We start from the raw sequence: 21605 nt of genomic DNA, 5'->3' as shown, positions 1-21605 counted from the left end.
ACTCCCCCGAACCCCGTAACTACACCGTAACGGGCCTGTTACGCAGAAATCCTGCCAGATCCGCGCCCGTTGAGCGCCGGCTTTGTGATGTAATCCGCGCGCCATGCGCCAACCCTACGAACTGTTCGCTGGCCTGCGTTATACGCGGGCCAAGCGACGCAATCACTTCATCTCCTTCATTTCGCTCGCTTCGATGCTCGGAATCGGCATCGGCGTGACCGCTTTGATCACCGTGCTGTCGGTCATGAACGGCTTCGAGCGGGAACTGCGCACGCGCATCCTGGGTATGGCCTCGCACGCGACGATCTCAGCCTACCAGGGCTCGCTGCCCGACTGGCCGGGCATCGCCAAGGCGGCGCTCGCGGACAAGGAGGTGGAGGCGGTCGCACCCTACGTGGAGGGCGAGGGCATGCTGCGGCTGGATTCGGGCCTGTCTGGCACCTTGCTGCGCGGCGTGCTGCCGGACGAGGAAAACAAGGTGTCGGAGATCGGCTCGCACATGAAGATCGGCCAGCTGACCGATTTGAAAGCCGGCGAATTCAAGATCGTGCTCGGCTCGGAGCTGGCCGAGACTCTGGGCGTGATCGTCGGCGACAAGGTCGACCTGATGATCCCGGTCGCGAGCATCACGCCGGCCGGTGTTTTGCCGCGCTTCCGCCGCTTCACCGTCGCCGGCATCTTCCGCATCGGCATGTACGAGTTCGATCGCGGCCTGGTGCTGATCCACATGGCCGATGCGCAGTCGCTGTACCGCATGGGCGACGGCGTCACCGGTGTGCGCCTGAAGCTGCATGACCTGTTCCGCGCGCCGGCGGTCGCGCGCGATCTGGCCGCGCAGTTGCAGGGCACGTTCTACGTGCAGGACTGGACGCGCAGCCATGCCAATTTCTTCCAGGCGGTGGCGACCGAGAAGATGGTGATGTTCATCATCCTGTCGCTGATCGTCGGCGTCGCCGCGTTCAATATCGTGTCGACCCTGGTGATGGTGGTGCAGGACAAGCAGTCCGACATCGCAATCCTGCGCACCTTGGGCGCGACGCCGCGCTCGATCATGGCGATCTTCATGGTGCAGGGCTCGATCATCGGCATCGTCGGCACCTTGTTCGGCGTGGTCGGTGGCGTCGCGCTGGCGCTGAACGTCGAGACCCTGGTGCCGCTGCTGCAGGCGCTGACCGGGCACCAGTTCCTGTCGCCGGACGTTTACTACATCAGCGATCTTCCTTCCGAACTCAAGTCCTCGGATGTGATCCGCATCAGCATGCTGTCGCTGGCGCTCGGGTTACTCTCGACCCTGTATCCCGCCTGGCGCGCATCGCGTGTGCAGCCGGCTGAAGCTTTGCGCTATGAGTAGTTCGATCGACACCATTCAACCCATCCTGAAAGCGGTCGGTCTGGGCAAGACCTTCGACGACGGCCGCCTGAAGCTCGACGTGCTCGACGGCATCGATCTGGAGATCGGTCACGGCGAAAGAGTCGCGATCGTCGGCGCGTCCGGTAGCGGCAAGTCGACCTTGCTGCACCTGCTCGGCGGCCTCGACGCGCCCACGCGCGGCGATGTCTGGGTTGCCGGCGAGCGCATGTCGCAGCTGTCCGATGCCGCGCGCGGCGTGCTGCGTAACCGGCGGCTCGGTTTCGTCTACCAGTTCCACCACCTGCTGCCGGAATTCAGCGCGCTCGAGAACGTGATGATGCCGCTGATGATCCGCCGTGAGTCGCCGGCCAGCGCGCGCCGTCAGGCAGCGGACCTGCTGGACCGGGTCGGCCTCGGCCAGCGCCTGGAGCACAAGCCCGGCGAGCTGTCGGGCGGCGAGCGCCAGCGCGCCGCCGTCGCCCGCGCGCTGGTGACCCGCCCGGCCTGCGTGCTCGCCGACGAGCCCACCGGCAACCTCGACGCGCGCACCGCCGACAAGGTTTTCGACCTGATGCTCGAGCTCAACCGCGAACTCGGCACCAGCCTGGTCGTGGTCACGCACGACATGAAACTGGCCGCGCGCATGGACCGCATATGGACGCTGGACGCAGGCCGTCTGGCGCTGCCGGAAGCCCTTACCTCCTAGCGGCGCTGTTCACCGCGGGCGTGCTGATCGTGCACGCCTTGCCGGTACTGCCTGCTTTGCGCTGGCTGTTGCTTGCCGCGATTCCGGCGCTGCTACCCTGGCGCGGACGCGCGGCTTACGCGGTGCTCTACCTCGGCGCCATCTACTGTTTCTGGCGTGCGGATACGGCGTTGCAGACGCGCTGGCCGGCCTCGCGGCATGGCGAAGAGCGCGTAGTGATCGGCCATGTCGCCTCGCTGCCGCAGCAGACTCCGGGCAAGGCCGGCGATGAGCGCCTGTGGCGCTTCCAGTTCCAGCCGGCGGACGCGGCGCTGCCGCTGATGCGCACGTCCTGGTATCGATCCACCGAGATGCTGCGCGCCGGCGAGTGCTGGCAGCTCAGCTTGCGGCTGCGCATGCCGCACGGGTCGATGAATCCGAATGCCTTTGACTACGAGGGCTGGCTGTTCCGGCAGGGCATCGCGGCCACCGCGACCGTGCGTGATGCCGAGCGCTGCGAGGGCAGCGCCGGCCCGCTGTCACTACGCTGGCGCCAGGGCGTGCTCGACCGCATGCGGGCCTGGCTGCCGGATCATCCGGGTCTGCCGCTGCTGGCGGCGCTGACCCTTGGAGACGACTCGGGACTCTCGTCCGCCGAATGGGATTCCTATCGGCTCACCGGCACCAGCCACCTCATTGCCGTGTCCGGCTTCAACGTCGCGATCATCGCGGGCTTCGGCTTCTACCTGGGGCGATGGCTGTGGAGCCTGGGGCCGGCCCTGTGCCTGCGCCTGCCGGCGCAGAAAGCCGGCATGCTGATGTCGGCGCTCGTCGGCCTGGCGTATGCCTTCGCGGCGGGCTGGGAGCCGCCGGTGCAGCGCGCCGCGCTGATGCTGCTGTTCCTGCTCGGCGCCGCCTGGTTCGATCGCCTGCGTCATCCGTCGCGGGTGCTGGCTTTGGCCTGGATCGCGGTGCTGCTGCTCGATCCGCTGGCGGTGATGGCGCCGGGCCTGTGGCTGTCGTTCGCTGCGGTCGCGACGATTTTCTACATCACGTCCGGGCGCCTGAAAACCGGCCACTTTGCGGTCGAGGCGCTGCGCGTGCAGATCGCGCTGACGCTGTCCCTGATTCCGCTGAGCCTGTTCTTCTTTCAGGGCCTTTCGTGGGCGACCGCTCCGATCAACCTGATCGCGGTTCCGGTGGTCGCGGTGCTGACGCCGATCGCGCTGCTCGCGCTGTGCATCGCCTCGCTGTGGCCCGCGGCCGGCGTGCCGCTGCTCGGCGTGACCGCGTCCGCGCTTTCGGAGCTGCAACGCGGCTTGAATGTCGTCGCCGAGCATGCGGCGCCGGCCTGGTTTGCGGCGAGTCCGCCGCCCGCGGCACTGGTATTGGCCAGCTTCGGGTTGTTGCTATTGCTGGCACCGCGCGGCCTGCCGCTGCGCGTGCCGGGCCTGTTGTGTCTGCTGCCGTTGTTGATGCCGCCGCAGCCGGCGCCGGCCCAGGGCTTCGACATCGCGGTGCTGGATGTCGGCCAGGGCTTGTCGGTGGTCGTGCGCACTGCGCATCACGTGCTGCTGTATGACGCCGGGCCGGCATTCGACGAAGGTTTCGATGCCGGCGAATCGATCGTCGTGCCGTATCTGCTCGGGCAGGGCTTGCGGCGGCTCGACCGCGTGGTGATCTCGCATGCCGATCAGGACCACATCGGCGGCCTGAAGGCGGTACGCCGGCTGCTCGGCATCGACAGCGAAACCGGTGCGCCGGACCGGCCCGCTTGCCGCGACGGGCTGGGCTGGGACTGGGACGGCGTGCACTTTGAATTCCTGCATCCCGACGGCGGCGCGGACTGGACCGACAACGACGGTTCCTGCGTGCTGGCGATCGGCGCGGCGCCGCATCGCCTGCTGCTGACCGGCGACATCGAGGCGGCGGCCGAGCGGCGGCTGATCGACAAGCACGCGCCCGAGCTGCGCAGCGAGGTGCTGGTCGCGCCGCACCACGGCAGCCGCAGCTCGTCGGGCGCGGACTTCGTCGCCGCGGTGCATCCGCGCCTGGTGATTTACGGCGCCGCCTGGCGCAGCCACTTCGGCCATCCGCGGGCAGAGGTCACGGCGCGTTATGCCGCAATCGATGCGCGTCAGTACGTCACCGGCGTCAGCGGCGCGCTACTGCTGCAGCGCTCCGGCGAAGACTGGCAGGTGACCGAGAGCCGGCGCCGTGACGCGCATTGGTGGAATGCGGCGGTCGAACCCTGAGCACCAGACCTGGGCTACAGAATCGTCGGGTTCGGCGCATCGCCGTAAACCAGCTTCGGGTCGAAGGTCTTCTCGTTCTCTTCGAAGCGCAGTTCGCCGGCGGCGCCGACATCCCCGGTCGGGATCGAGCGGTAAAAACACGAGCGGTAGCCGACATGGCAGCTGGCGTCGCCGGCGACTTCCACGCGCAGCCAGATCGCGTCCTGGTCGTCGTCGATGCGCAGATCCACGATTTTCTGCACCAGGCCGCTGGTCGCACCCTTGTGCCACAGCGTCTTGCGCGAGCGGCTGTAGTAGTGCGCCTCACCGCTCAGGATCGAAGCTTTCAGCGCCTCGGCATTCATGTAGCCCAGCATCAGCACTTCGCCGGTGGCGGCTGCAGTGGTCACGCAGGGCATCAGGCCGTGCTCGTCGAACTTCGGCGCGAGTTCGTGGCCTTCCTCGACCTGTTCGATGGTGACGCGGGGGAAGAAGCGGACGTCGGCTGCGGTGCTCATCGGCGGGCTGGGTTCAAAAAACAGGCCGCCATTATCCCACAAGGCGGCCGGCACGCTTTAGGGAACCTCTGATCAAGTCCCGCGGCGCGGACGCGCGGGACTTGATCAGAGGTTCCTTAGTTCTGGTTGTCACGCGCCTTGTTGCCCCAGCCGCGGCGATCATTGTCGCGCTGCGGCGGAGGGCTGTTGTTGTCACGCTGGGGCTGCGCTTGCGGCTGCGGTTGCGGACGCTGCTGGGATTGGGGTGGAGCGGAGTTGCCGCCGGGTGCGCGGCCACTCCAGCCATTGCCGCGATTCGCCTGAGGCTGGTTGTTGTTGTTCGAGGGGCGGTTATCGTCGCGATCGTGCGGATACCGGCCTGGGTTGCTGCCGGTGACTTCACGACCCTTGTCTCCCCAGCCGCCGCCGTGGTTGTCGTGATCGTCGTGGTGATCATCGTGATGATCGTTGGGCCGGCCCGGACGCGGGTAGTAGTAGCCATAGCCGGGCCGATACGAATAGCCCGGCGAATAGCGCTCGTAATAGATCGTGGTGCTGCCGTAGGCGGGACCGTAGTACGGAGCACTGTAGTACGGCTGCTCGTAATAACCGCCGCCGCCCCCGCCACTGTAGTAAGGCTGCGGCGAAGACGGGTAAGGATCAGGGTAGTACCCGACGCAGCCAGTCAAGGCCACGACGCTGGCAAGGCTCAACCAGCGCAGGGGGCGGGACATCGGTACAGTCGGGAAGGACTTGTTCATAGTGGGATTATCAGCGCTTGCGCTGAATAAAGCGTGAATTTTGCGTGGTCAGCGAGCGGCCCTCGTGCGTCTTGCAACGGCGCCCTTCATTACGCCTTCGTAAGCGCGTATTTCAAGCTGCCCGCACGCCGATCCTGGGGATGCCAGTTGGGCAAGCCATTCGGCAATTCGTTCGACCGTGGTGTCGCCGTCCATCCGCTCGACACGGGCTTCCGGCAGCGCAATTTCGAAGCGGCCTTCGGGCGCTTGATACGCAAAGCGCAGGCGTCCGTTGCCGCGCGCGACCAGGTCTTCATTGGTGCCGAGATAGATGTCGAGCCAACGCGCCGCGACTTCGGCCTCGAGCGTCGGTGCGCGCTGGCCGTCGACGCGGATTTCGATGCGCGAACGGTGGCCATGCGCGATGCGCTGGCAATGGCCCTTGTGCTTCTTCAGGCCATGTGTGTAGTGGTAATAGGCGCCCTCGATGCGCTCGTTGCGCAGGTGAAGGCGCAGTTCGCTGACGTTCGGCGGCAGAACTTCCGCGAGCCGCGGTTTCAGATAGGCCGCAACGGCCGCGGCATCGATCGCGTCCGCCTCGACCAGGCTGACGGCGACCGGCGGCGACTGGTACTCGAAAGCGCCCAGCTCGGATCGGAATACCAGTTCGGTCTTGGCGCCGCTCTGGCTCAGGCTCAACTCCGGCGCCAGCCGCGGCACGACCAGGGTGTGGTCCACAGAACCGTCGATCGCCTGCTTGAGCCGGCGTTTTACTTCGCCGAAGTCCAGCACCATGGACTGCTCGTCCAGATCGCCGATCAACTCGATGTCGACGATCCAGCTTTCGCCGACCAAGCCGCGGGCGGCGTCCAGGTAGGCGCAGTCGATTACCGTGAGCTGTTCGACGAAGAGGCTGGTCATCGCCGCATTTTACGGCCCGCAGGGGGTGTCCTGATAGAATCACCGGCTATTCAGAATCTTTTCGAACCGATCTCCATCGCCATGTCCGCCGTCAGCCGCTTTGCACCCAGCCCCACCGGATTCCTGCATATCGGCGGGGCGCGCACGGCCCTGTTCTCGTATCTGGTCGCCAAGCGCCTGAACGGCAAGTTCCTGCTGCGCATCGAGGACACCGACCGCGAGCGCTCGACCCAGGAAGCGGTCGATGCGATCTTCGAGGGCATGGAGTGGCTGGGCCTGAAGTCGGACTTCGCGCCGGTGTATCAGACCCAGCGTTTCGATCGATACCGGCAGGTGATCGAGCAGATGCTGGCCGATGGCACTGCCTACCACTGCTACGCGAGCCGCGAAGAACTCGACGCGATGCGTGCCGAACAGACCGCGCGCAAGGAAAAGCCGCGCTACGACGGCCGCTGGCGCCCGGAGGCCGGCAAGACCCTGCCGCGGCCGCCTGCCGGTGCGCCGCCGGTGGTGCGTTTCCGCAATCCGGTCGAGGGCGAGGTCGTGCTCGACGACCTGATCAAGGGCCCGATCAGGTTCGCCAATGTCGAGCTCGATGACCTGATCATCGCGCGCGCCGACGGCGTGCCGACCTACAATTTCTGTGTTGTCGTCGACGACTGGGACATGGGCATTACTCATGTGATCCGTGGCGATGATCATGTGAACAACACCCCGCGCCAGATCAACATCCTGCTCGCGCTCGGCGCGACGCTGCCGAAGTACGCGCACGTATCGATGATCCTCGGTGCCGACGGCGCCAAGCTGTCCAAGCGCCATGGCGCGCTCGGCGTGATGGAATATCGCGCGATGGGCTTCATGCCCGAGGCGCTGCTGAATTATCTGGTGCGGCTGGGCTGGAGCTTTGGGGACCAGGAGCTGTTCACGCGCGAAGAAATGCAGACGATGTTCGACCTGTCCAAAGTCTCGTCGTCACCGGCGCGCTTCGATATGGAGAAGGCCTACTGGGTCAATCACCAGTATCTGAAAATCGCCGATCCGAAAATGATCGCAGTGGAATTCGACTGGCATCTGCGCCGCATGGGCGTTGATCCGGCCAATGGTCCGGCGCTGGTCGATGTGATTTTGTCGCAGCGCGAGCGCTGCCGCAGCTTGCTGGAAATGGCCGAGAAATCGCACTTTCTGTATGCGGAGCTGAGCGGCTATAACGACAAGGATGCAGCCAAGCATTTCAACGCCGAAGGCCTGCATGTTCTTGCCGGCTTGTACAAAACGCTGAAAGCACTGAGCAACTGGAATGCGCCTGCGCTGCATGAGGCGGTGAACCAGTTTGCCGAAGCTGAAGGCCTTAGCCTGGGCAAAGTCGCGCAGCCGATCCGCGTGGCCGTCGTCGGCATGGCGGTGTCGCCGCCGATCGACCAGACGCTGGCGCTGCTGGGCCGCGATCGAACCTTGGCGCGGCTCGACGCCGCCGTGGCCTGGGCGCGTTCGCGCGCCGCGGGCTGAAGGGAAGGGGAAGCGCATGGGCATGGTCGAAGCGATTCGGCTGGCGGCCGAGCGAGGTTGCGAAATCATCGCCGCCGGCGACGGACGCATCGCGATCCGTGCGATCAACTACGACGCCGACCCTTACGAGCTTGAAGAACGCCGGCTGCTGGCGATGAGTGCGGAGGAATTTCTGAACGAGTGGATTCCGCCGCACTACGAGCCTTGAGCCGCCAACGACGCAATAAATGCAGTAAATATATAGGCGCCGCGAACGATCGCGGCGAAGGATGCGCAGCATGTCCATCAACATCACTTTCCCCGATGGCGCCGTCAAAAGCTTCGATGCGCCTCCGACTGGCTTGGCGATCGCGCAGGGCATTTCGCCCGGCCTGGCGAAGAAAGCCGCGCTGGTCAGCGTCAACGGTGAACTCTGGGACCTGACCCGGCCGATCGAGACCGACGCGGCTATCAGCATCGTCACCCGCGACAAGCCCGAAGCGCTGGAGACCATCCGTCACGACGCCGCGCATGTGCTCGCTCAGGCCGTGCAGGAGCTGTTCCCGGGCACCCAGATCACCTTTGGTCCGTCGACCGATGTCGGCTTCTACTACGACTTCGCTCGCGCCGAGCCTTTCAGTGAAGACGATCTGGGCGCGATCGAAACCCGCATGCGCGACATCGTCAAGCGCGATCTGCCGATCCGGCGGGAAGTCTGGCCGCGCGAGGAGGTGATCCAGTTTTTCGAGAAGAGCGGCGAAACCTTCAAGGCCGAATGGGTCACCGAGGGCATCAAGCCGAACGAAGAAATCACGATCTATCGCCAGGGTGACACCTGGCTGGACATGTGCCGTGGCCCGCATCTGCCGTCCACCGGCAAGCTCGGCAGCGCATTCAAGTTGACCAAGGTCTCGGGTGCCTATTGGCGCGGCGATGCCAATAATGCTCAGTTGCAGCGCATCTATGGCGTCGCGTTCGCGAGCGACGATGAGCTGAAGGCTTATCTGAAGATGATGGAGGAAGCCGAGAAGCGCGATCACCGCAAGATCGCGCGCGCGCTCGACCTGTTCCATCAGCAGGAGGAAGCGCCGGGCATGGTGTTCTGGCATCCGCGCGGCTGGGCGATCTGGCAGGCGGTCGAGCAGTACGTGCGCGGCGTTTACCGCCGCAGCGGTTATGCCGAAGTGCGCGGGCCGCAGATCATGGATGTCAGCCTGTGGAAGAAATCCGGACACTGGGACAACTACCAGGAGAACATGTTCTTCACCGAATCGGAAAAGCGCACCTATGCGCTGAAGCCGATGAACTGTCCCGGCCACGTGCAGATCTACAACGCCAACCTGCACAGCTATCGCGATCTGCCGATCCGTTACGGCGAGTTCGGCGGTTGCCATCGCAACGAGCCGTCCGGCGGCCTGCACGGCATCATGCGTGTGCGCGCATTCACTCAGGACGACGGTCATATTTTCTGCACCGAAGCCCAGATCGAACACGAAGTCACCGCATTCCATGTGCAGGCGATGAAGGTCTATGCCGACTTCGGCTTCACCGATCTGTCGATCAAGATCGCGCTGCGCCCCGACAAGCGGATCGGGGCCGAGGAAGTCTGGGACCGTGCCGAAGAAGCGCTGCGCGCTGCCTTGCGAAGCGCCGGCGTCGAATGGGGTGAGCTGCCGGGCGAAGGCGCGTTCTACGGCCCGAAGATCGAATATCACCTGCGCGACTCCATCGGCCGCTCCTGGCAGGTCGGCACCATGCAGGTGGATTTCATGATGCCCGAGCGTCTCGGCGCGACCTACATCGACGAGGCGAGCGCGCGCCGTCATCCGGTGATGCTGCATCGCGCGATCGTCGGTTCGATGGAGCGCTTCATCGGCATCCTGATCGAGCATCATGCGGGTGCTATGCCGGTATGGCTGGCGCCGGTGCAGGCGGTGGTCGCGCCTATCGTCTCCGACGCCGACAGCTACGCAGTCGAGGTCAAGGAGGCGCTGATCGCGGCAAACCTGCGTGTCGAAACCGATCTGCGCAACGAGAAGATCAACTACAAGATCCGCGAGCACTCGATGCAGAAAGTGCCGGTGATCGTCGTGGTCGGTCGTCGCGAAGCGGAAGAGAAAACGGTGACTTTGCGTCGCCTGGGCAGCGAGCGTCAGGAGACGCTGTCGCTGGCCGACGCGGTGGCGCAGTTGGCCTCCGAAGCCCGCGCGCCAGGCTGATGCGGCAGCTCGCTTGGATGGTGGCGGCAATCCCGATGTTGTTCGGGATTGCCGCCGATGCTGCCGCAGCAAAGGGCGAGGCAGCGGTCGAAATCAAAGGGATCTGGCGCCAGGGCGAGCTGATTATCGGCCAGGTCGCGGCGGGCTCGCAGGTCGCGTTCAAAGGCAAGCCCATCCGCGTGGGCGACGACGGCCACTTCGTCATCGGCCTGGATCGCGATGAGGAGGGCGAACCCAGGCTCGAAGTGCGCACGGCCGACGGCAGGACGCATGCCGAGTCGCACAGGATCGCGCCGCGGACCTACAGCATCCAGAAACTGACGCTGCCGCCGGACAAGGTCAACCCGCCGCCGGAAGTCACGGCGCGCATCGAGCGCGAGACCCAGCTGGCGCGCAAAGCGCGAATGATCGACTCGCCGCGCGACGACTACGAGACCGCGTTCGCCTGGCCGGCAACGGGGCGCATTTCCGGTGTCTACGGGTCACAGCGCATCCTCAACGGCGAGAAGAAGCAGCCGCACTACGGCGTCGATGTCGCGGTGCCGACCGGCACGCCGGTACGGGCCCCGGCGGGCGGTATCGTTACGCTGGCGGAACCCGACTTGTACTACACCGGCGGCACCCTCATGATCGATCACGGGCATGGATTGACGTCGGCGTTTCTGCATTTGTCGCAATTGCAGGCAAAGGTTGGCGACGCGGTGAAGCAGGGCGACGTGATCGCGCTTTCCGGAGCCTCCGGTCGAGCCACCGGACCGCATCTGGACTGGCGTATCAGCTGGCTCGATGCGCGTGTCGATCCGCAGCGGCTGGTCCCGCCGATGGTCGCGGACCCGTCGGACAAATCGAATAAAAATCCCCGTTAGAGGACAGGAATACGCATGTTCAAACGACTGATAGTCGGCCTGCTGTTGCTGGCCTTGGCTGGAATCGCCTTTGGTGCCTATCGCACACTCACGCCGCCCGGCCATCTATACATCTATGCCGGTCATTTTGGCGGATGCCCGAAGCGGCCGAGTTGCGTGTCTTCACTCGCAACCGACGACATACACCGCGTAGCCGCGCTCGGTTACAGCGGCGATTCCGCTGCCAATTACGTGATGCTGCATGAAGTGGTCGAGCGCATGGGCGGCAAGATCGAGGACGAGCAGGAGGGTTACATCCATGCGGTGTTCCTGTCGCCGGAACTGAAATTGCGCGACGATCTCGAGCTGCTGATGCTGCCTGACGGCCGCGTCGACGTGCGCTCGATCGCGCGCTTCTCCTACGACGACCGCGGCGTCAATCGCGCGCGGGTCGAGCAGCTACGCCAGGCTTTCGAGGCGATGCCGTAACGGAAGTGACCCGGTGTTTTCCTTTGTAGGTTGGGGTGAGCGTAGCGAACCCCAACATTCGTCCGCGCTGATGTTGGGGTTCGCTATGCTCACCCCAACCTACCCCGACTACAGCAACTTCAGCACCACTTCCGGCGGCCGGCCGATTGCCGCCCTGCCGCGATACACCACGATCGGCCGCTCCATCAGCAGCGGATGCTCGGCGAGCACGTCCAGCCACTGCTCGTCGCTGAAGCCGTTTCTGGGCTTGAGCCCCAGTTGCCTGAACAACGCCTCGCCGGTCCGCACGATCGCCAGCGGCTGCACGTCGAGCAGCCAGCACAGCTCGCGCAGCTCGGCCTGCTTCAGGGGTTTCTTGAGGTATTCGACGACCGGCAGCTCGACGCCGCGGTCTTGCAGCAGTTGCAGCGCCTCGCGCGATTTGCTGCAGCGCGGGTTGTGCAGGATCTGGTCTTTGATCGCCATGGTGTGAGCTTACACGCCCAATCACGCTAACATTCGTCCGATGTCAGAAACTAAGGCCGCTACCACCACCCCTGCCGCAGACGCGGACATGAGCCCCTGGGCCGTGTACAAACGCCTGCTGCGCTATACCGCCGGGCACTGGAAAATCTTCGCGATCGCCGCCGTCGGCATGGCGCTGACCGCCAGCACCGAAGTCGGCTTCATGAGCCTGATGCGGCCGCTGCTCGACAGGACCTTCGTCGCGCCCGATCCGTATACGATCCGCTGGCTGCCGTGGGCCATCGTGGCGCTGTTCATCGTGCGCGGTGTCGCCGGCTTCACTTCCGGCTACGGCATGTCGTGGATCGCGCGCAGCGTGGTCAAGCAGCTGCGCGGCGAGCTGTTCGAACACATGTTGCGCATGCCCGTGCGCTTCTACGATCGCATCAGCTCGGCGCAACTGGTCGCTCGTCTCACTTACCACGTCGAGCAGGTTGCCGAAGCGGCCAGCAATGCGCTGACCACGGTGATCAAGGATGGCCTGACGGTCGTCGGCCTGATCTGCTGGATGTTCTATCTGAACTGGAAGCTGGCGCTGTTCTGCATGATCGTCGCGCCAATCATCGCCACCATCGTGCGCTACGTCAGCAAGCGCTTCCGCAGGGTCTCGAAGCGCATCCAGGACAACATGGGCCAGGTCGCACAGGCCGCCGAAGAGAGCGTATCGGGCCAGCGTATCGTCAAGATCCACAGCGCACAGGAATACGAAGCGCGTGCGTTCAACCGGGTTAACGATCGCGCACGTTCGCTGGCCATGAAGATCGTTGCGACCCGTGGCGGCAGCGAGGCCGTGATCCAGTTCATCGCGGCATGGGCCGTTGCCGGCATCGTTTTTTTTGCAACGCAACCGGATCGCTTGAGCGAGATTACGCCGGGCACCTTCGTGTCCTTCGTCGGCAGCATGCTGGCGCTGATGAACCCGATGAGGAATCTCGGCAATGTCAACGAGCGCGTGCAGCGCGGCATCGCCGCGGCGGCCGATATTTTCAAGCTGATGGGTGAAGAGCAGGAGCCCGTCGGCGGTACCCGGCCGCTGGAACGCGCCCGCGGTGCGATCGAATTCCTCGACGTGCGGTTCCGCTACCGGCAGGATCTGCCGGATGCGCTGAAAGGGGTATCGGTGATTATCGCACCGGGCCAGACCGTCGCCTTCGTCGGCCGCTCCGGCTCCGGCAAATCGACGCTGCTGTCGCTGATTCCGCGTTTTTACGATGTCGACGGCGGCGCCGTGCTGATCGATGGCCACGATCTGCGCGACTACCCGGTACCGCGGCTGCGCTCGCAGATCGCGCTGGTCGATCAGCAAGTGCGCCTGTTCAACGCCAGCGTCGCCGAGAACATCGCCTACGGCTTCGACCAGCTGCCGCCGGAATCCGAGCTGATCGCTGCGGCCGAAGCGGCGAATGCCTGGGAGTTCATCCAGAAACTGCCGCAAGGTCTGAACACGATGATCGGCCAGAACGGCACGAGCTTGTCCGGCGGCCAGCGCCAGCGTCTTGCGATCGCGCGCGCGCTGCTGAAGAACGCGCCGATCCTGATTCTGGACGAAGCGACATCCGCGCTCGATACCGAGTCGGAGCGCCTGATTCAGACGGCGCTGGATCATCTGGTGGCCGGCCGTACGACGCTGGTGATCGCGCATCGCCTGTCCACCGTGCAGCGCGCCGATCGCATCGTCGTGATGCAGGACGGTCGCGCAGTCGAGCAGGGCCGGCATGAGGAATTGCTGGAACGCGGCGGCATTTACGCATCGCTATATCGGATGCAGTTCGAGGAGCCCACGGCCGTTGCCGTGTAGGCCCCAGGCGCGTGTGCAAGCGATGAAAGCCTGGCTGCAGCGGCGCTGGTATTCGCAACAGTCGGCGCCACTGTTGTTGACCCCGCTATCCCGGCTTTACGGCGCCATCACCGATGCGCGCCGCCACCGGCTCGAATCGGCGCGTGTTCCGCTCGCGTTGCCGGTCATCGTCGTCGGCAACATCAGCCTTGGCGGTACCGGTAAAACGCCGTTCGTGATCTGGCTGGTCGAGCATCTGCGCGACTGGGGCTGGCGCCCGGGCGTGATCTCCCGCGGCTATGGCGGCCGCGCGCCTCAGTACCCGTTTCGCGTCGAGGCCGGCAGCGATCCCGCCCTGGTCGGCGACGAGCCCTTGTTGATCGCGCTGCGTACCGGCGTGCCGGTGGTCGTCGATCCCGATCGCGTCGCGGCCGCTCGGCTGCTGATCGCCAGCGGCGAAGTCGACGTGCTGATCGCCGATGATGGCTTGCAGCACTATCGCCTGCCTCGACAACTCGAGTTCTGCGTCGTCGACGGCGCCCGCGGTGTCGGCAACGGCGCGCTGCTGCCGGCGGGCCCGCTGCGCGAACCGCCGTCGCGGCTGAGTAATGTCGATCTGGTCGTCGTCAACGGTGCAGGCTTTGATGGCGGCCCCGAGTCGGTGCGCTTCGATCTGCGTACCGGTCGACTGCGTAGCCTGGTCAGCGGCGAACCGCGCACGCTGGCGGATTTTGCCGGCAGTGCGGTGCATGCGATCGCCGGCATCGGCAATCCTCTGCGTTTTTTCGCCAGCCTGGAATCGGCGGGTCTGCGCGTACATCGGCATGCGTTTGACGATCACCATCGCTACCGTCCCCAGGATCTCGCTTTCGGCGATGGACTGCCGGTGCTGATGACCGAGAAGGACGCGGTCAAATGTCATGCGTTCGCACAAGGCCATTGGTGGGCGCTGCCGGTGTCGGCGGAGCTGTCACCGGCAGATGAGAAGCGTGTGCGAGAATCCTGCTCGGTTTTGAACGCTGCAAACGACCAGATAAATGTGATTTGAGGTGATTTGAGAATGGATAAGCGTCTGCTCGACATCCTGGTCTGCCCGGTCACCAAGGCGCCGCTGGAATGGCATGCCGACCAGCAGGAGCTCTGGTGCCGCGCCTCGCGCCTGGCCTACCCGGTGCGCGACGGCATTCCGGTGATGCTGGAGGAAGAGGCGCGCGCGCTGGCCGACGAGGAACTCGGATCATGAACGACGCCATGATGCCGTCTTTGAAATTCAAGGTGGTCATCCCGGCTCGTCTCGGCTCAACGCGCTTGCCCGGCAAGGTGTTGCGTGAGCTGCACGGCCGCCCGGTGATTGCGCACGTCTGGGATGCCGCCCGTGCCAGCGGCGCCGAGCAGGTGCTGATCGCGACCGACGACGAGAAAGTCGCGGTTGCCGCACGCGGCTTCGGTGCCGAAGTGCGCATGACCTCGTCGAGCCACAACTCCGGCACCGACCGCGTCAACGAAGTCGCGCGCATCGAGGGCTGGGCCGACGAGGTGATCGTGGTCAATCTTCAGGGCGACGAGCCGCTGATGCCGCCGGCGCTGCTGCGCCAGGCCGCGGCGCTGCTGGCGGACGATCCGATCGCCGATCTGGCGACGCTCGCGCATCCGTTGCATTCGGTCGAAGAGTTTCTGAATCCGAACGTGGTCAAGGTGGTTGCCGATCGCCGCCATTACGCGCTGTATTTCTCGCGTGCGCCGATCCCGTGGAAACGCGATGGCGCAACGCGCGACAAGCCCTTGCTGCCGGAAGGGCTCGCGTATCGGCATATCGGCCTGTATGCGTACCGCAGCGGGCGTCTTGCGGAATTCAGCGCGCTGCCGCCGGCGCCGCTGGAAGACTGCGAAGCGCTGGAACAGCTGCGCGCGCTCGCGAACGGTTTGCGCATCAAGCTCGGATTCACCGACAACCCGCCGCCGCGCGGTGTCGACACCGAAGAAGATCTGGCGTTCGTCAGCGCCGCCTTGTCGCGCCGCTGAGTCAAAAAAAGCCCGCCGGACTCGATGTCCGGCGGGCTTTTCATTGCCGCAATACGACTACGAGTTGTGCCGCTTGCCTTCTTCCGAGTCGTTGGCCGGCGAGTCGATATGCGCGGTCTCGACCTGGATGAAACGCGGCGCGGCCGGCTTCGGCGCTTCTGCCGGCGCCGGCTCGGCAGCGGCTTCGATAACGGGCTCGGCGGCCGGTTCCACAACGGCTTCTGCCACCACTTCCACGAGCGGCTCGGTGGCCGGCTCAACGGCTGCCGGCTCGGCTTCGACCGGCGGCGGAGTCGGGAAGGACTCCGACGACATCTCCAGCGCGGACACCTGTAGCGGTTGGGCAAACACGTCCGCCTCGGCAATTTCAGCGGCCGGGGCCGGCTCGGCCACCGGCTCTGAGGCAAGCGGCGCCTCGAACGGCGCTAGGCTTTCCGGCGTTTCCACGACGGCAGCCTGTTCGACCGCGGTTTCGACCATTTGCGGGTCGGCGGCGGCGACTTCCATTGGCACCGCAGCCTGCTCGACGGCCGGGGCCGGCTCGATCAGCAGTTCCTGCTGAACCTTCAACTCCGGGGCTAAAGCCGCTACTGGCGCATGCGCGACGGCTTCTGTCAGCGTTTCGGTGTCGCTTGCGGTCGGTGCGTCCACATCTGCGGCCGGATTGTTCACCGGGAAGCGCGATTCGACGCGCGAGTAGCGCACCGTGTCCGGCGCGAAAGCCTGTGCCACGGCGGCATTCACCGGCCGCCGTTCGCTGTCTGATGATTCCGTCGTGATCGCGACCGGGATGAAGCTCGGCACGGTGCCGGCGGGCGGTTCCATCGGCATCGGAATCGGCACACCGGCGGAATCGGTGGCGTTGAGCAGCGTTACCGTTACCGCGGCCGCTGCCGCCGGCGTCAGCGCCGCCGCCAGATCGGCCGGCAGTGCATCCCGGCTGACATCGGTGCCCTCCGCGCCTTCCTCGCTGGGACGGCGTTCGCCACGGTTGCGGCCGCGACGACCGCGACGGCTGCGGCCGCTGCGTTCCTCATCACCGGCACCGGTGCGCGGCGCGCCCTGCGGATTCTGCGGCCGCGGTGCGGCTGCGCTCGGCTCGGCGGTCTCGCCTTCGACGATGGTCGCGCGCTGCTGCTGCGGCTGCTGTTGCGGACGACCACCGTCACGACGCGGCTGCTGGGGCTGCGGTTGTGGCTGACGCGGCGGATTGTTGCCGCCCGGATTGCGCGGCGGCTGCGGGTTGCTGTCGCGGCGTGGCTGCTGATCGCGGCCGCTTTCGCTGCGGCTCTGATCACGGCCGGAATCGCGATTGCCGCCATCACGGCGCGAGTCGTTCGGACGAGCGCTGCGGTTGCCGTCGCGACGCCCACTGCTGTTGCTGCTGCTCGAGCGGCTGCTCTGAGGGTTGCGGCTGGCGGGTGCGACGATCACCGGTTCGGCGGTCTTCGGCCCGACGCCGAGGAAGCGCAGGATCCGGGTCCACAGGCCTTCGCCCTGGATCACGACTATCGGCTGCATCTGCGGGATCGGAGCCGGAGTGGCGGCCGGCGGCGTCGGCGCGGGCGCCGACGGGATGATCTGTTTCACCGCCGCTTCCACCGGGCGAACGACCGGGCGCGGTGCGTTCGATTCTTCCAGCGCCTTTGCGTCCAGATTGCGCGCCAGCAGATGGCTAGGCGCGGCGTTGTCGTCCTGCTGCAGATGATCGGCGCGGACGCGGCGGATTTCGAAATGCGGCGAGTGCATCGTCGCGTTCGGGATCAAGGCGATCGTCACGTGGCAGCGCGCCTCGATCTCGCGCACCAGCGCGCGCTTCTCGTTGAGCAGGAAGGTGCCGACATCGACCGGAACCTGCGCGATCACGCGGCCGGTGCGGTCCTTCATCGCCTCTTCCTCGATCAGCCGCAGGATCGACAGCGACAGCGACTCGACGCTGCGGATCTGGCCGCGGCCTTCACAGCGCGGGCAGGTGATCTGGGTATGTTCACCCAAGGACGGGCGCAGACGCTGACGTGACATCTCCATCAGGCCGAAGCGCGACAGGCGGCCAAGCTGGATGCGCGCGCGATCAATTTCGCAGGCTTTCTCCAGGCGGCGCTCGACGTCCTTCTGGTTCTTGGAGCTGTTCATGTCGATGAAATCGATCACGACCAGGCCGCCGAGATCGCGCAGGCGCAGCTGGCGCGCGATTTCGTCTGCCGCTTCAAGATTGGTGTTGAGCGCGGTGTCTTCGATGCTGCCACCGCCGGTGGATTTGGCGGAGTTGATGTCGATAGCGGTCAGCGCTTCACCGTGATCGATGACGATCGAGCCGCCCGAGGGCAGGCGCACGGTGCGCTCGTGCGCGAGTTCGATCTGCGATTCGATCTGGTAGCGCGAGAACAGCGGCACTTCTTCGGCGTAGAGCTTCAGGCGCGGCAGGTTCTGCGGCATCACATGTTCCATGTGCTGACGCGCCTGCTCGTAGATCTCGGCGTTGTCGATCACCACTTCGCCAATGTCCGGGCGCAGGTAGTCGCGCAATGCGCGCAGGATGATGTTGTTTTCCTGGTAGATCAGGAATGCGCCGCTGCGGTCGGCCGAGGCCTTCTCGATCGCGGTCCAGATTTCGATCAGGTAGTTGGCGTCCCACTGCAGCTCTTCGGCGGTGCGGCCGACGCCGTTCGAGCGCACGATCACGCCCATCGTGTCGGGCATCTGCAGCTGCTCGAGCGCGGCTTTGGCTTCTTCCCGGTCCTCGCCCTCGGCGCGGCGCGAGACGCCACCGGCCTTCGGGTTGTTCGGCATCAGCACCAGGTAACGGCCGGCCAGGCTGATGAACGTGGTCAGGGCCGCACCCTTGTTGCCGCGCTCTTCCTTCTCGACCTGGACGATCAGCTCCTGGCCTTCGCTGACCAGCTCGCGGATGTTGCCGCTGGGCTGCTTGAAGTAGTTTTTAGCGATTTCCTTGAGCGGCAGGAAGCCGTGGCGTTCCGAGCCGTATTCGACGAAGCAGGCTTCTAAGCTTGGTTCTACTCGGGTAATTTTGCCCTTGTAGATATTGGATTTTTTCTGTTCCCGGCTGGCGAGTTCGATGTCGAGGTCAAAAAGCTTCTGTCCGTCGACGATGGCCACGCGCAATTCCTCGCGCTGGGTGGCATTGATCAGGATTCTTTTCATTAAGGCGGTCTTTGGTGGAGCGCTCGACCGCGACACGGGTGATTTTCTGGCGCACGTTGATCATGGTCGGAGTCTCCGGCGCTTTTTAAGTTGCCCGTCTGTTGCGGGAGCGATGCTAATGACATTGGGATCTGCTACGCCGGAGGATCGTCCTTCCATGCGAGCAGGCTGAATAACTCTCAAAATTTACAATCCGCGGGATCGGGCGTGGCGCTGCTAGACTTAGCGCGAGCCATCGCGGCGGCCCGATCCTTGTGGTCCCCCTGGCGTGTGATTTTAGAACCGCCGCCGGGCGAGAGGCTCCGGCTTGTAAGCACGGAGTTGTAACATTTTGCCACAAGTCAAGCCGCAAGTCCGCTATGTCCGCGCCGGGGCTCAGGACGCCGGTCAAAGAATCGATAATTTCCTTATAAAACAGCTACCTGGCGTGCCAAAGTCGCACGTCTACCGCCTGGTTCGCTCCGGCCAGGTGCGCATCAACGGCGGCCGGGCCAAGCCCGCGCGCAAGCTGGAAGAGGGCGACGAGGTCCGGATTCCGCCGGTCCGCATCGCCGAGAAGGGTGAAGTCGTCAGGCCGCCGGACGAGGTGCTGCAGCGCCTCAAGGACAGCATCGTCCACGAGGATGCTCATTATCTGGTGCTCAACAAGCCGGCTGGCTACGCCTCGCATGGCGGCAGTGGCCTGGCTTATGGCGTAATCGAAGCGGTCCGCGCCTGGGACGCCTACGAATTCATCGAACTGGCTCACCGCCTCGATCGCGACACCAGCGGCGTGCTGCTGCTGGCCAAGACCCGCGCCGCCTTGCTGCGCGCTCAACGCGCGTTTCAGCACGGCCATGCCGAGAAGCGCTATTTCGCGCTGCTGATCGGCCGCTGGAAGGGTGAGGCGCGCGAAGTCGACGCGGCCCTGATGAAGACCCGGATGGAAAACGGCGAGGGCTACACCGAGCTGGACGAAGAAGACGGCAAGCCTTCGCGCAGCCTGTTCACGCCGCAGGCTCGTTATAAGGACGCGACTTTGTGCGAGGTCGAGATTTTCTCCGGCCGCACCCATCAGATCCGCGTGCATTCACTGGCGCTCGGCCACCCGGTCGCTGGCGATCGCAAATACGGCGAGCGCGAGGTTCACAAGCCGCTGCGTGATCGCGGATTGAAACGCATGTTCCTGCACTCGCATTTCTTGAAACTGGCGGCGGATGAGGAGTTTCCGAAGCTGATCGTGTCGGCGGCGATGCCGGACGAGTTGCGTGACTTCCTGAGCAGCCTGCCGGCGGCCGAGCGGCGCTAGGTGACGAACAAAAGATTCGAGCTGCTGATTTTCGATTGGGATGGCACGCTCGCCGATTCCGCCGCCCAGATCGTCACCTCGATGCAGTCCGCGATTGCGGCCTTGAAGCTGCCGGAGCGCAGCGATCACGAGATCCGTGACCTGATCGGCCTTGGCATGCACGACGTGCTCTACCGGCTGTTTCCGGAGCTGGATTCCGGTGATGTGACGCGCTTGCTCGCCGGCTATCGCGAGGCCTATCTGAGCAAGCTGCCGCCGGAAGCACCGCTGTTCGCCGGCGCGCTCGAGGGACTGCGCAAATTGCATTCGGAGGGTTATCAGCTCGCCGTGGCGACCGGAAAATCACGGCCTGGCCTGAACCGTTCGCTGGCGCATCACACCGAGGTCCGCGATCTGCTGGTGTCGTCGCGCACCGCGGACGAAACCGCATCGAAGCCTGATCCGCTGATGCTGAAGGAGTTGCTGCAGGAACTCGATCTGCCGGCCAACAAGGCGCTGATGGTCGGAGATACTGAATACGATGCGCACATGGCGGCAGCGGTCGGGATGCCGATGGTTGGCGTGATTTGCGGTGTACACGACGACAACCGTCTGCGCCAGGCTGGCGCGGAAGCGGTGCTCGAGTACGCCGCCCACTTGCCGTTGTGGCTAGTCCGCTGAATCATTGGGATGGGCGGTGAGGGACGCCCGCCTCGGGTGGACAGCACCGTCCGATTCCAGTGATTCAGCGGGCTAGGGCACCGCTGAGCCGACTTTCTCGAGCATCCGGCGCAGCGCGATCAGCGGCAGGCCGATCAGCGCGGTCGGATCGCGCGATTCCACGGCGTCGAACAGGCTGATTCCGAGGCCTTCAACCTTGAAGCCTCCGGCGCAGTCATGGGCAGGCTCGGCCGCGACATAGCGGGTGACTGCGGCGCGATCCAGCGGGCGGAAGCGCACCACGGTCAGATCGAGTTCCAGGTGTTCGATACCGCCTGCCGTGGTCAGGCATAGCGCGGTGGCAAAGTGCACTTCGCGGCCGCTGAGACTCAGCAGCTGCTCGACATTGGCCTCGGGCGAGCCGGGTTTGTGCAGCACCTCGTCTTCGCAGAACGCGACCTGGTCGGAGCCCAGCACCCATTGCCCGGGGCACCGGTCGGCGACGGCGCGCGCTTTCTCTGCGGCCAGGCGCCGGGCGCGGCTTTCGGGCAGTTCGCCGGCCTGGTCGGCCTCGTCGATGCCCGGAGGCTCCTGTACGAACGGCAGCTGCAGCCGGGCCAGCAGTTCAGCCCGGTACTTCGAGGTCGAAGCCAGGACCAGCGGTGTTGCGGGGCTGATCACGACCGGGTTTTCGGGCCGAGCCGGGGCCAATTCCATGGTGAGGAAAGCTTTGACATTGTGGGGGGC

20 protein-coding genes are annotated in these 21605 nt (G+C 65.1%); 14 read left to right on the top strand and 6 right to left on the bottom strand.

All coding sequences use genetic code 11. The features are described from left to right. The first annotated feature begins 103 nt into the window (after window positions 1-103). The 3 genes from JWQ90_RS00830 to JWQ90_RS00820 are packed head-to-tail and all read left to right on the top strand — an operon-like array spanning window position 104 to window position 4291. Window positions 104-1351 (top strand): lipoprotein-releasing ABC transporter permease subunit, encoded by a 1248-nt coding sequence (locus JWQ90_RS00830; RefSeq protein WP_299687893.1) that lies wholly within the window; start codon window positions 104-106, stop codon window positions 1349-1351. Next, window positions 1344-2057 (top strand): lipoprotein-releasing ABC transporter ATP-binding protein LolD, encoded by a 714-nt coding sequence (lolD, locus tag JWQ90_RS00825; RefSeq protein WP_299687890.1) that lies wholly within the window; start codon window positions 1344-1346, stop codon window positions 2055-2057. Before JWQ90_RS00830 ends, lolD begins: the two co-directional genes overlap by 8 nt. After that, window positions 2006-4291, top strand: coding sequence for a DNA internalization-related competence protein ComEC/Rec2 (locus tag JWQ90_RS00820; protein WP_299687887.1), 2286 nt, complete (start codon window positions 2006-2008; stop codon window positions 4289-4291). Before lolD ends, JWQ90_RS00820 begins: the two co-directional genes overlap by 52 nt. A gap of 14 nt (window positions 4292-4305) precedes the next feature. On the opposite strand, the gene hisI is transcribed toward JWQ90_RS00820, so the two are convergent. The 3 genes from hisI to JWQ90_RS00805 form a co-directional block, all read right to left on the bottom strand. After that, entirely contained in the window at window positions 4306-4788 is a 483-nt protein-coding gene (hisI, locus tag JWQ90_RS00815; protein WP_299687884.1) for a phosphoribosyl-AMP cyclohydrolase, read from the bottom strand. Between the two features lie 116 nt (window positions 4789-4904). Further along, window positions 4905-5501, bottom strand: a complete 597-nt coding sequence (locus JWQ90_RS00810; RefSeq protein ID WP_299687881.1) for a hypothetical protein — start codon at window positions 5499-5501, stop codon at window positions 4905-4907. 75 nt (window positions 5502-5576) lie between these two features. Continuing rightward, window positions 5577-6428 carry a 6-carboxytetrahydropterin synthase gene (locus JWQ90_RS00805; protein ID WP_299687878.1) on the bottom strand — a complete coding sequence of 284 codons (852 nt, stop codon included), beginning with the start codon at window positions 6426-6428 and terminating at the stop codon, window positions 5577-5579. Window positions 6429-6509: 81 nt separating this feature from the next. Between JWQ90_RS00805 and gltX the strand changes: the two genes are divergently transcribed. The 5 genes from gltX (at window position 6510) to JWQ90_RS00780 (ending at window position 11466) form a co-directional block, all read left to right on the top strand. Then, window positions 6510-7934, top strand: coding sequence for a glutamate--tRNA ligase (gene gltX / locus JWQ90_RS00800; protein ID WP_299687875.1), 1425 nt, complete (start codon window positions 6510-6512; stop codon window positions 7932-7934). 16 nt (window positions 7935-7950) lie between these two features. Beyond that, on the top strand, window positions 7951-8142 hold the full coding sequence (locus JWQ90_RS00795; RefSeq protein WP_299687872.1) for a hypothetical protein: 192 nt from the start codon (window positions 7951-7953) through the stop codon (window positions 8140-8142). Window positions 8143-8212: 70 nt separating this feature from the next. Then, on the top strand, window positions 8213-10132 hold the full coding sequence (thrS, locus tag JWQ90_RS00790; protein ID WP_299687868.1) for a threonine--tRNA ligase: 1920 nt from the start codon (window positions 8213-8215) through the stop codon (window positions 10130-10132). A gap of 35 nt (window positions 10133-10167) precedes the next feature. After that, window positions 10168-10998 (top strand): M23 family metallopeptidase, encoded by an 831-nt coding sequence (locus JWQ90_RS00785; protein ID WP_299687865.1) that lies wholly within the window; start codon window positions 10168-10170, stop codon window positions 10996-10998. A 15-nt stretch (window positions 10999-11013) separates the two neighbouring features. Next, the gene (locus JWQ90_RS00780; protein WP_299687862.1) at window positions 11014-11466 is read left to right on the top strand and encodes a DUF1499 domain-containing protein; all 453 of its coding nucleotides are present in this window, start codon (window positions 11014-11016) and stop codon (window positions 11464-11466) included. Window positions 11467-11574: 108 nt separating this feature from the next. Here the strand turns inward: JWQ90_RS00780 and arsC are convergent, their stop codons facing one another. After that, a complete protein-coding gene (arsC, locus tag JWQ90_RS00775) occupies window positions 11575-11931 on the bottom strand; it encodes an arsenate reductase (glutaredoxin) (protein ID WP_299687859.1) in 357 nt (118 codons plus the stop codon). An 88-nt stretch (window positions 11932-12019) separates the two neighbouring features. Between arsC and msbA the strand changes: the two genes are divergently transcribed. The 4 genes from msbA to kdsB are packed head-to-tail and all read left to right on the top strand — an operon-like array spanning window position 12020 to window position 15769. Next, complete coding sequence (gene msbA / locus JWQ90_RS00770) at window positions 12020-13768, top strand: lipid A export permease/ATP-binding protein MsbA (RefSeq protein WP_299687856.1); 1749 nt, start codon at window positions 12020-12022, stop codon at window positions 13766-13768. Window positions 13769-13790: 22 nt separating this feature from the next. Continuing rightward, window positions 13791-14795, top strand: coding sequence for a tetraacyldisaccharide 4'-kinase (gene lpxK, locus JWQ90_RS00765; RefSeq protein ID WP_299687852.1), 1005 nt, complete (start codon window positions 13791-13793; stop codon window positions 14793-14795). Window positions 14796-14807: 12 nt separating this feature from the next. Next, window positions 14808-14990, top strand: coding sequence for a Trm112 family protein (locus tag JWQ90_RS00760; RefSeq protein ID WP_299687849.1), 183 nt, complete (start codon window positions 14808-14810; stop codon window positions 14988-14990). Continuing rightward, on the top strand, window positions 14987-15769 hold the full coding sequence (gene kdsB, locus JWQ90_RS00755; protein WP_299687846.1) for a 3-deoxy-manno-octulosonate cytidylyltransferase: 783 nt from the start codon (window positions 14987-14989) through the stop codon (window positions 15767-15769). The genes JWQ90_RS00760 and kdsB overlap by 4 nt, the downstream gene beginning before the upstream one ends. Before the next feature lie 57 nt (window positions 15770-15826). On the opposite strand, the gene JWQ90_RS00750 is transcribed toward kdsB, so the two are convergent. Continuing rightward, complete coding sequence (locus JWQ90_RS00750) at window positions 15827-18931, bottom strand: Rne/Rng family ribonuclease (protein ID WP_299687843.1); 3105 nt, start codon at window positions 18929-18931, stop codon at window positions 15827-15829. A gap of 331 nt (window positions 18932-19262) precedes the next feature. Here JWQ90_RS00750 and JWQ90_RS00745 point away from each other — a divergent pair, with 331 nt between their 5' ends. Continuing rightward, on the top strand, window positions 19263-20219 hold the full coding sequence (locus tag JWQ90_RS00745) for an RluA family pseudouridine synthase (RefSeq protein ID WP_299687840.1): 957 nt from the start codon (window positions 19263-19265) through the stop codon (window positions 20217-20219). Continuing rightward, window positions 20220-20879 (top strand): HAD-IA family hydrolase, encoded by a 660-nt coding sequence (locus JWQ90_RS00740; protein WP_299687837.1) that lies wholly within the window; start codon window positions 20220-20222, stop codon window positions 20877-20879. Between the two features lie 72 nt (window positions 20880-20951). Here JWQ90_RS00740 and JWQ90_RS00735 read toward each other — a convergent pair whose 3' ends face one another. After that, a complete protein-coding gene (locus JWQ90_RS00735; RefSeq protein ID WP_366919395.1) occupies window positions 20952-21575 on the bottom strand; it encodes a nucleoside triphosphate pyrophosphatase in 624 nt (207 codons plus the stop codon). Between the last annotated feature and the right edge of the window lie 30 nt (window positions 21576-21605).

It is taken from the genome of Hydrocarboniphaga sp. (assembly GCF_028291725.1).
In the GTDB taxonomy this organism is placed as follows: domain Bacteria; phylum Pseudomonadota; class Gammaproteobacteria; order Nevskiales; family Nevskiaceae; genus Hydrocarboniphaga.
Note: the sequence above shows the minus strand (reverse complement) of the source record. Positions and strands in the feature narration are given on the sequence as shown.

What these genes read in the sequence shown, in the direction of transcription:
- JWQ90_RS00780 (WP_299687862.1), top strand. Translation starts at nt 11,014, where the DNA reads ATGTTCAAACGACTGATAGTCGGCCTGCTGTTGCTGGCCTTGGCTGGA.
- JWQ90_RS00805 (WP_299687878.1), bottom strand. Translation starts at nt 6,428, where the DNA reads ATGACCAGCCTCTTCGTCGAACAGCTCACGGTAATCGACTGCGCCTAC.
- JWQ90_RS00820 (WP_299687887.1), top strand. Translation starts at nt 2,006, where the DNA reads ATGGACGCTGGACGCAGGCCGTCTGGCGCTGCCGGAAGCCCTTACCTC.
- kdsB (WP_299687846.1), top strand. Translation starts at nt 14,987, where the DNA reads ATGAACGACGCCATGATGCCGTCTTTGAAATTCAAGGTGGTCATCCCG.
- JWQ90_RS00735 (WP_366919395.1), bottom strand. Translation starts at nt 21,575, where the DNA reads ATGGAATTGGCCCCGGCTCGGCCCGAAAACCCGGTCGTGATCAGCCCC.
- lpxK (WP_299687852.1), top strand. Translation starts at nt 13,791, where the DNA reads ATGAAAGCCTGGCTGCAGCGGCGCTGGTATTCGCAACAGTCGGCGCCA.
- JWQ90_RS00830 (WP_299687893.1), top strand. Translation starts at nt 104, where the DNA reads ATGCGCCAACCCTACGAACTGTTCGCTGGCCTGCGTTATACGCGGGCC.
- JWQ90_RS00785 (WP_299687865.1), top strand. Translation starts at nt 10,168, where the DNA reads ATGTTGTTCGGGATTGCCGCCGATGCTGCCGCAGCAAAGGGCGAGGCA.
- hisI (WP_299687884.1), bottom strand. Translation starts at nt 4,788, where the DNA reads ATGAGCACCGCAGCCGACGTCCGCTTCTTCCCCCGCGTCACCATCGAA.
- arsC (WP_299687859.1), bottom strand. Translation starts at nt 11,931, where the DNA reads ATGGCGATCAAAGACCAGATCCTGCACAACCCGCGCTGCAGCAAATCG.
- JWQ90_RS00750 (WP_299687843.1), bottom strand. Translation starts at nt 18,931, where the DNA reads ATGAAAAGAATCCTGATCAATGCCACCCAGCGCGAGGAATTGCGCGTG.
- JWQ90_RS00795 (WP_299687872.1), top strand. Translation starts at nt 7,951, where the DNA reads ATGGGCATGGTCGAAGCGATTCGGCTGGCGGCCGAGCGAGGTTGCGAA.
- JWQ90_RS00760 (WP_299687849.1), top strand. Translation starts at nt 14,808, where the DNA reads ATGGATAAGCGTCTGCTCGACATCCTGGTCTGCCCGGTCACCAAGGCG.
- thrS (WP_299687868.1), top strand. Translation starts at nt 8,213, where the DNA reads ATGTCCATCAACATCACTTTCCCCGATGGCGCCGTCAAAAGCTTCGAT.
- JWQ90_RS00810 (WP_299687881.1), bottom strand. Translation starts at nt 5,501, where the DNA reads ATGTCCCGCCCCCTGCGCTGGTTGAGCCTTGCCAGCGTCGTGGCCTTG.
- lolD (WP_299687890.1), top strand. Translation starts at nt 1,344, where the DNA reads ATGAGTAGTTCGATCGACACCATTCAACCCATCCTGAAAGCGGTCGGT.
- msbA (WP_299687856.1), top strand. Translation starts at nt 12,020, where the DNA reads ATGAGCCCCTGGGCCGTGTACAAACGCCTGCTGCGCTATACCGCCGGG.
- gltX (WP_299687875.1), top strand. Translation starts at nt 6,510, where the DNA reads ATGTCCGCCGTCAGCCGCTTTGCACCCAGCCCCACCGGATTCCTGCAT.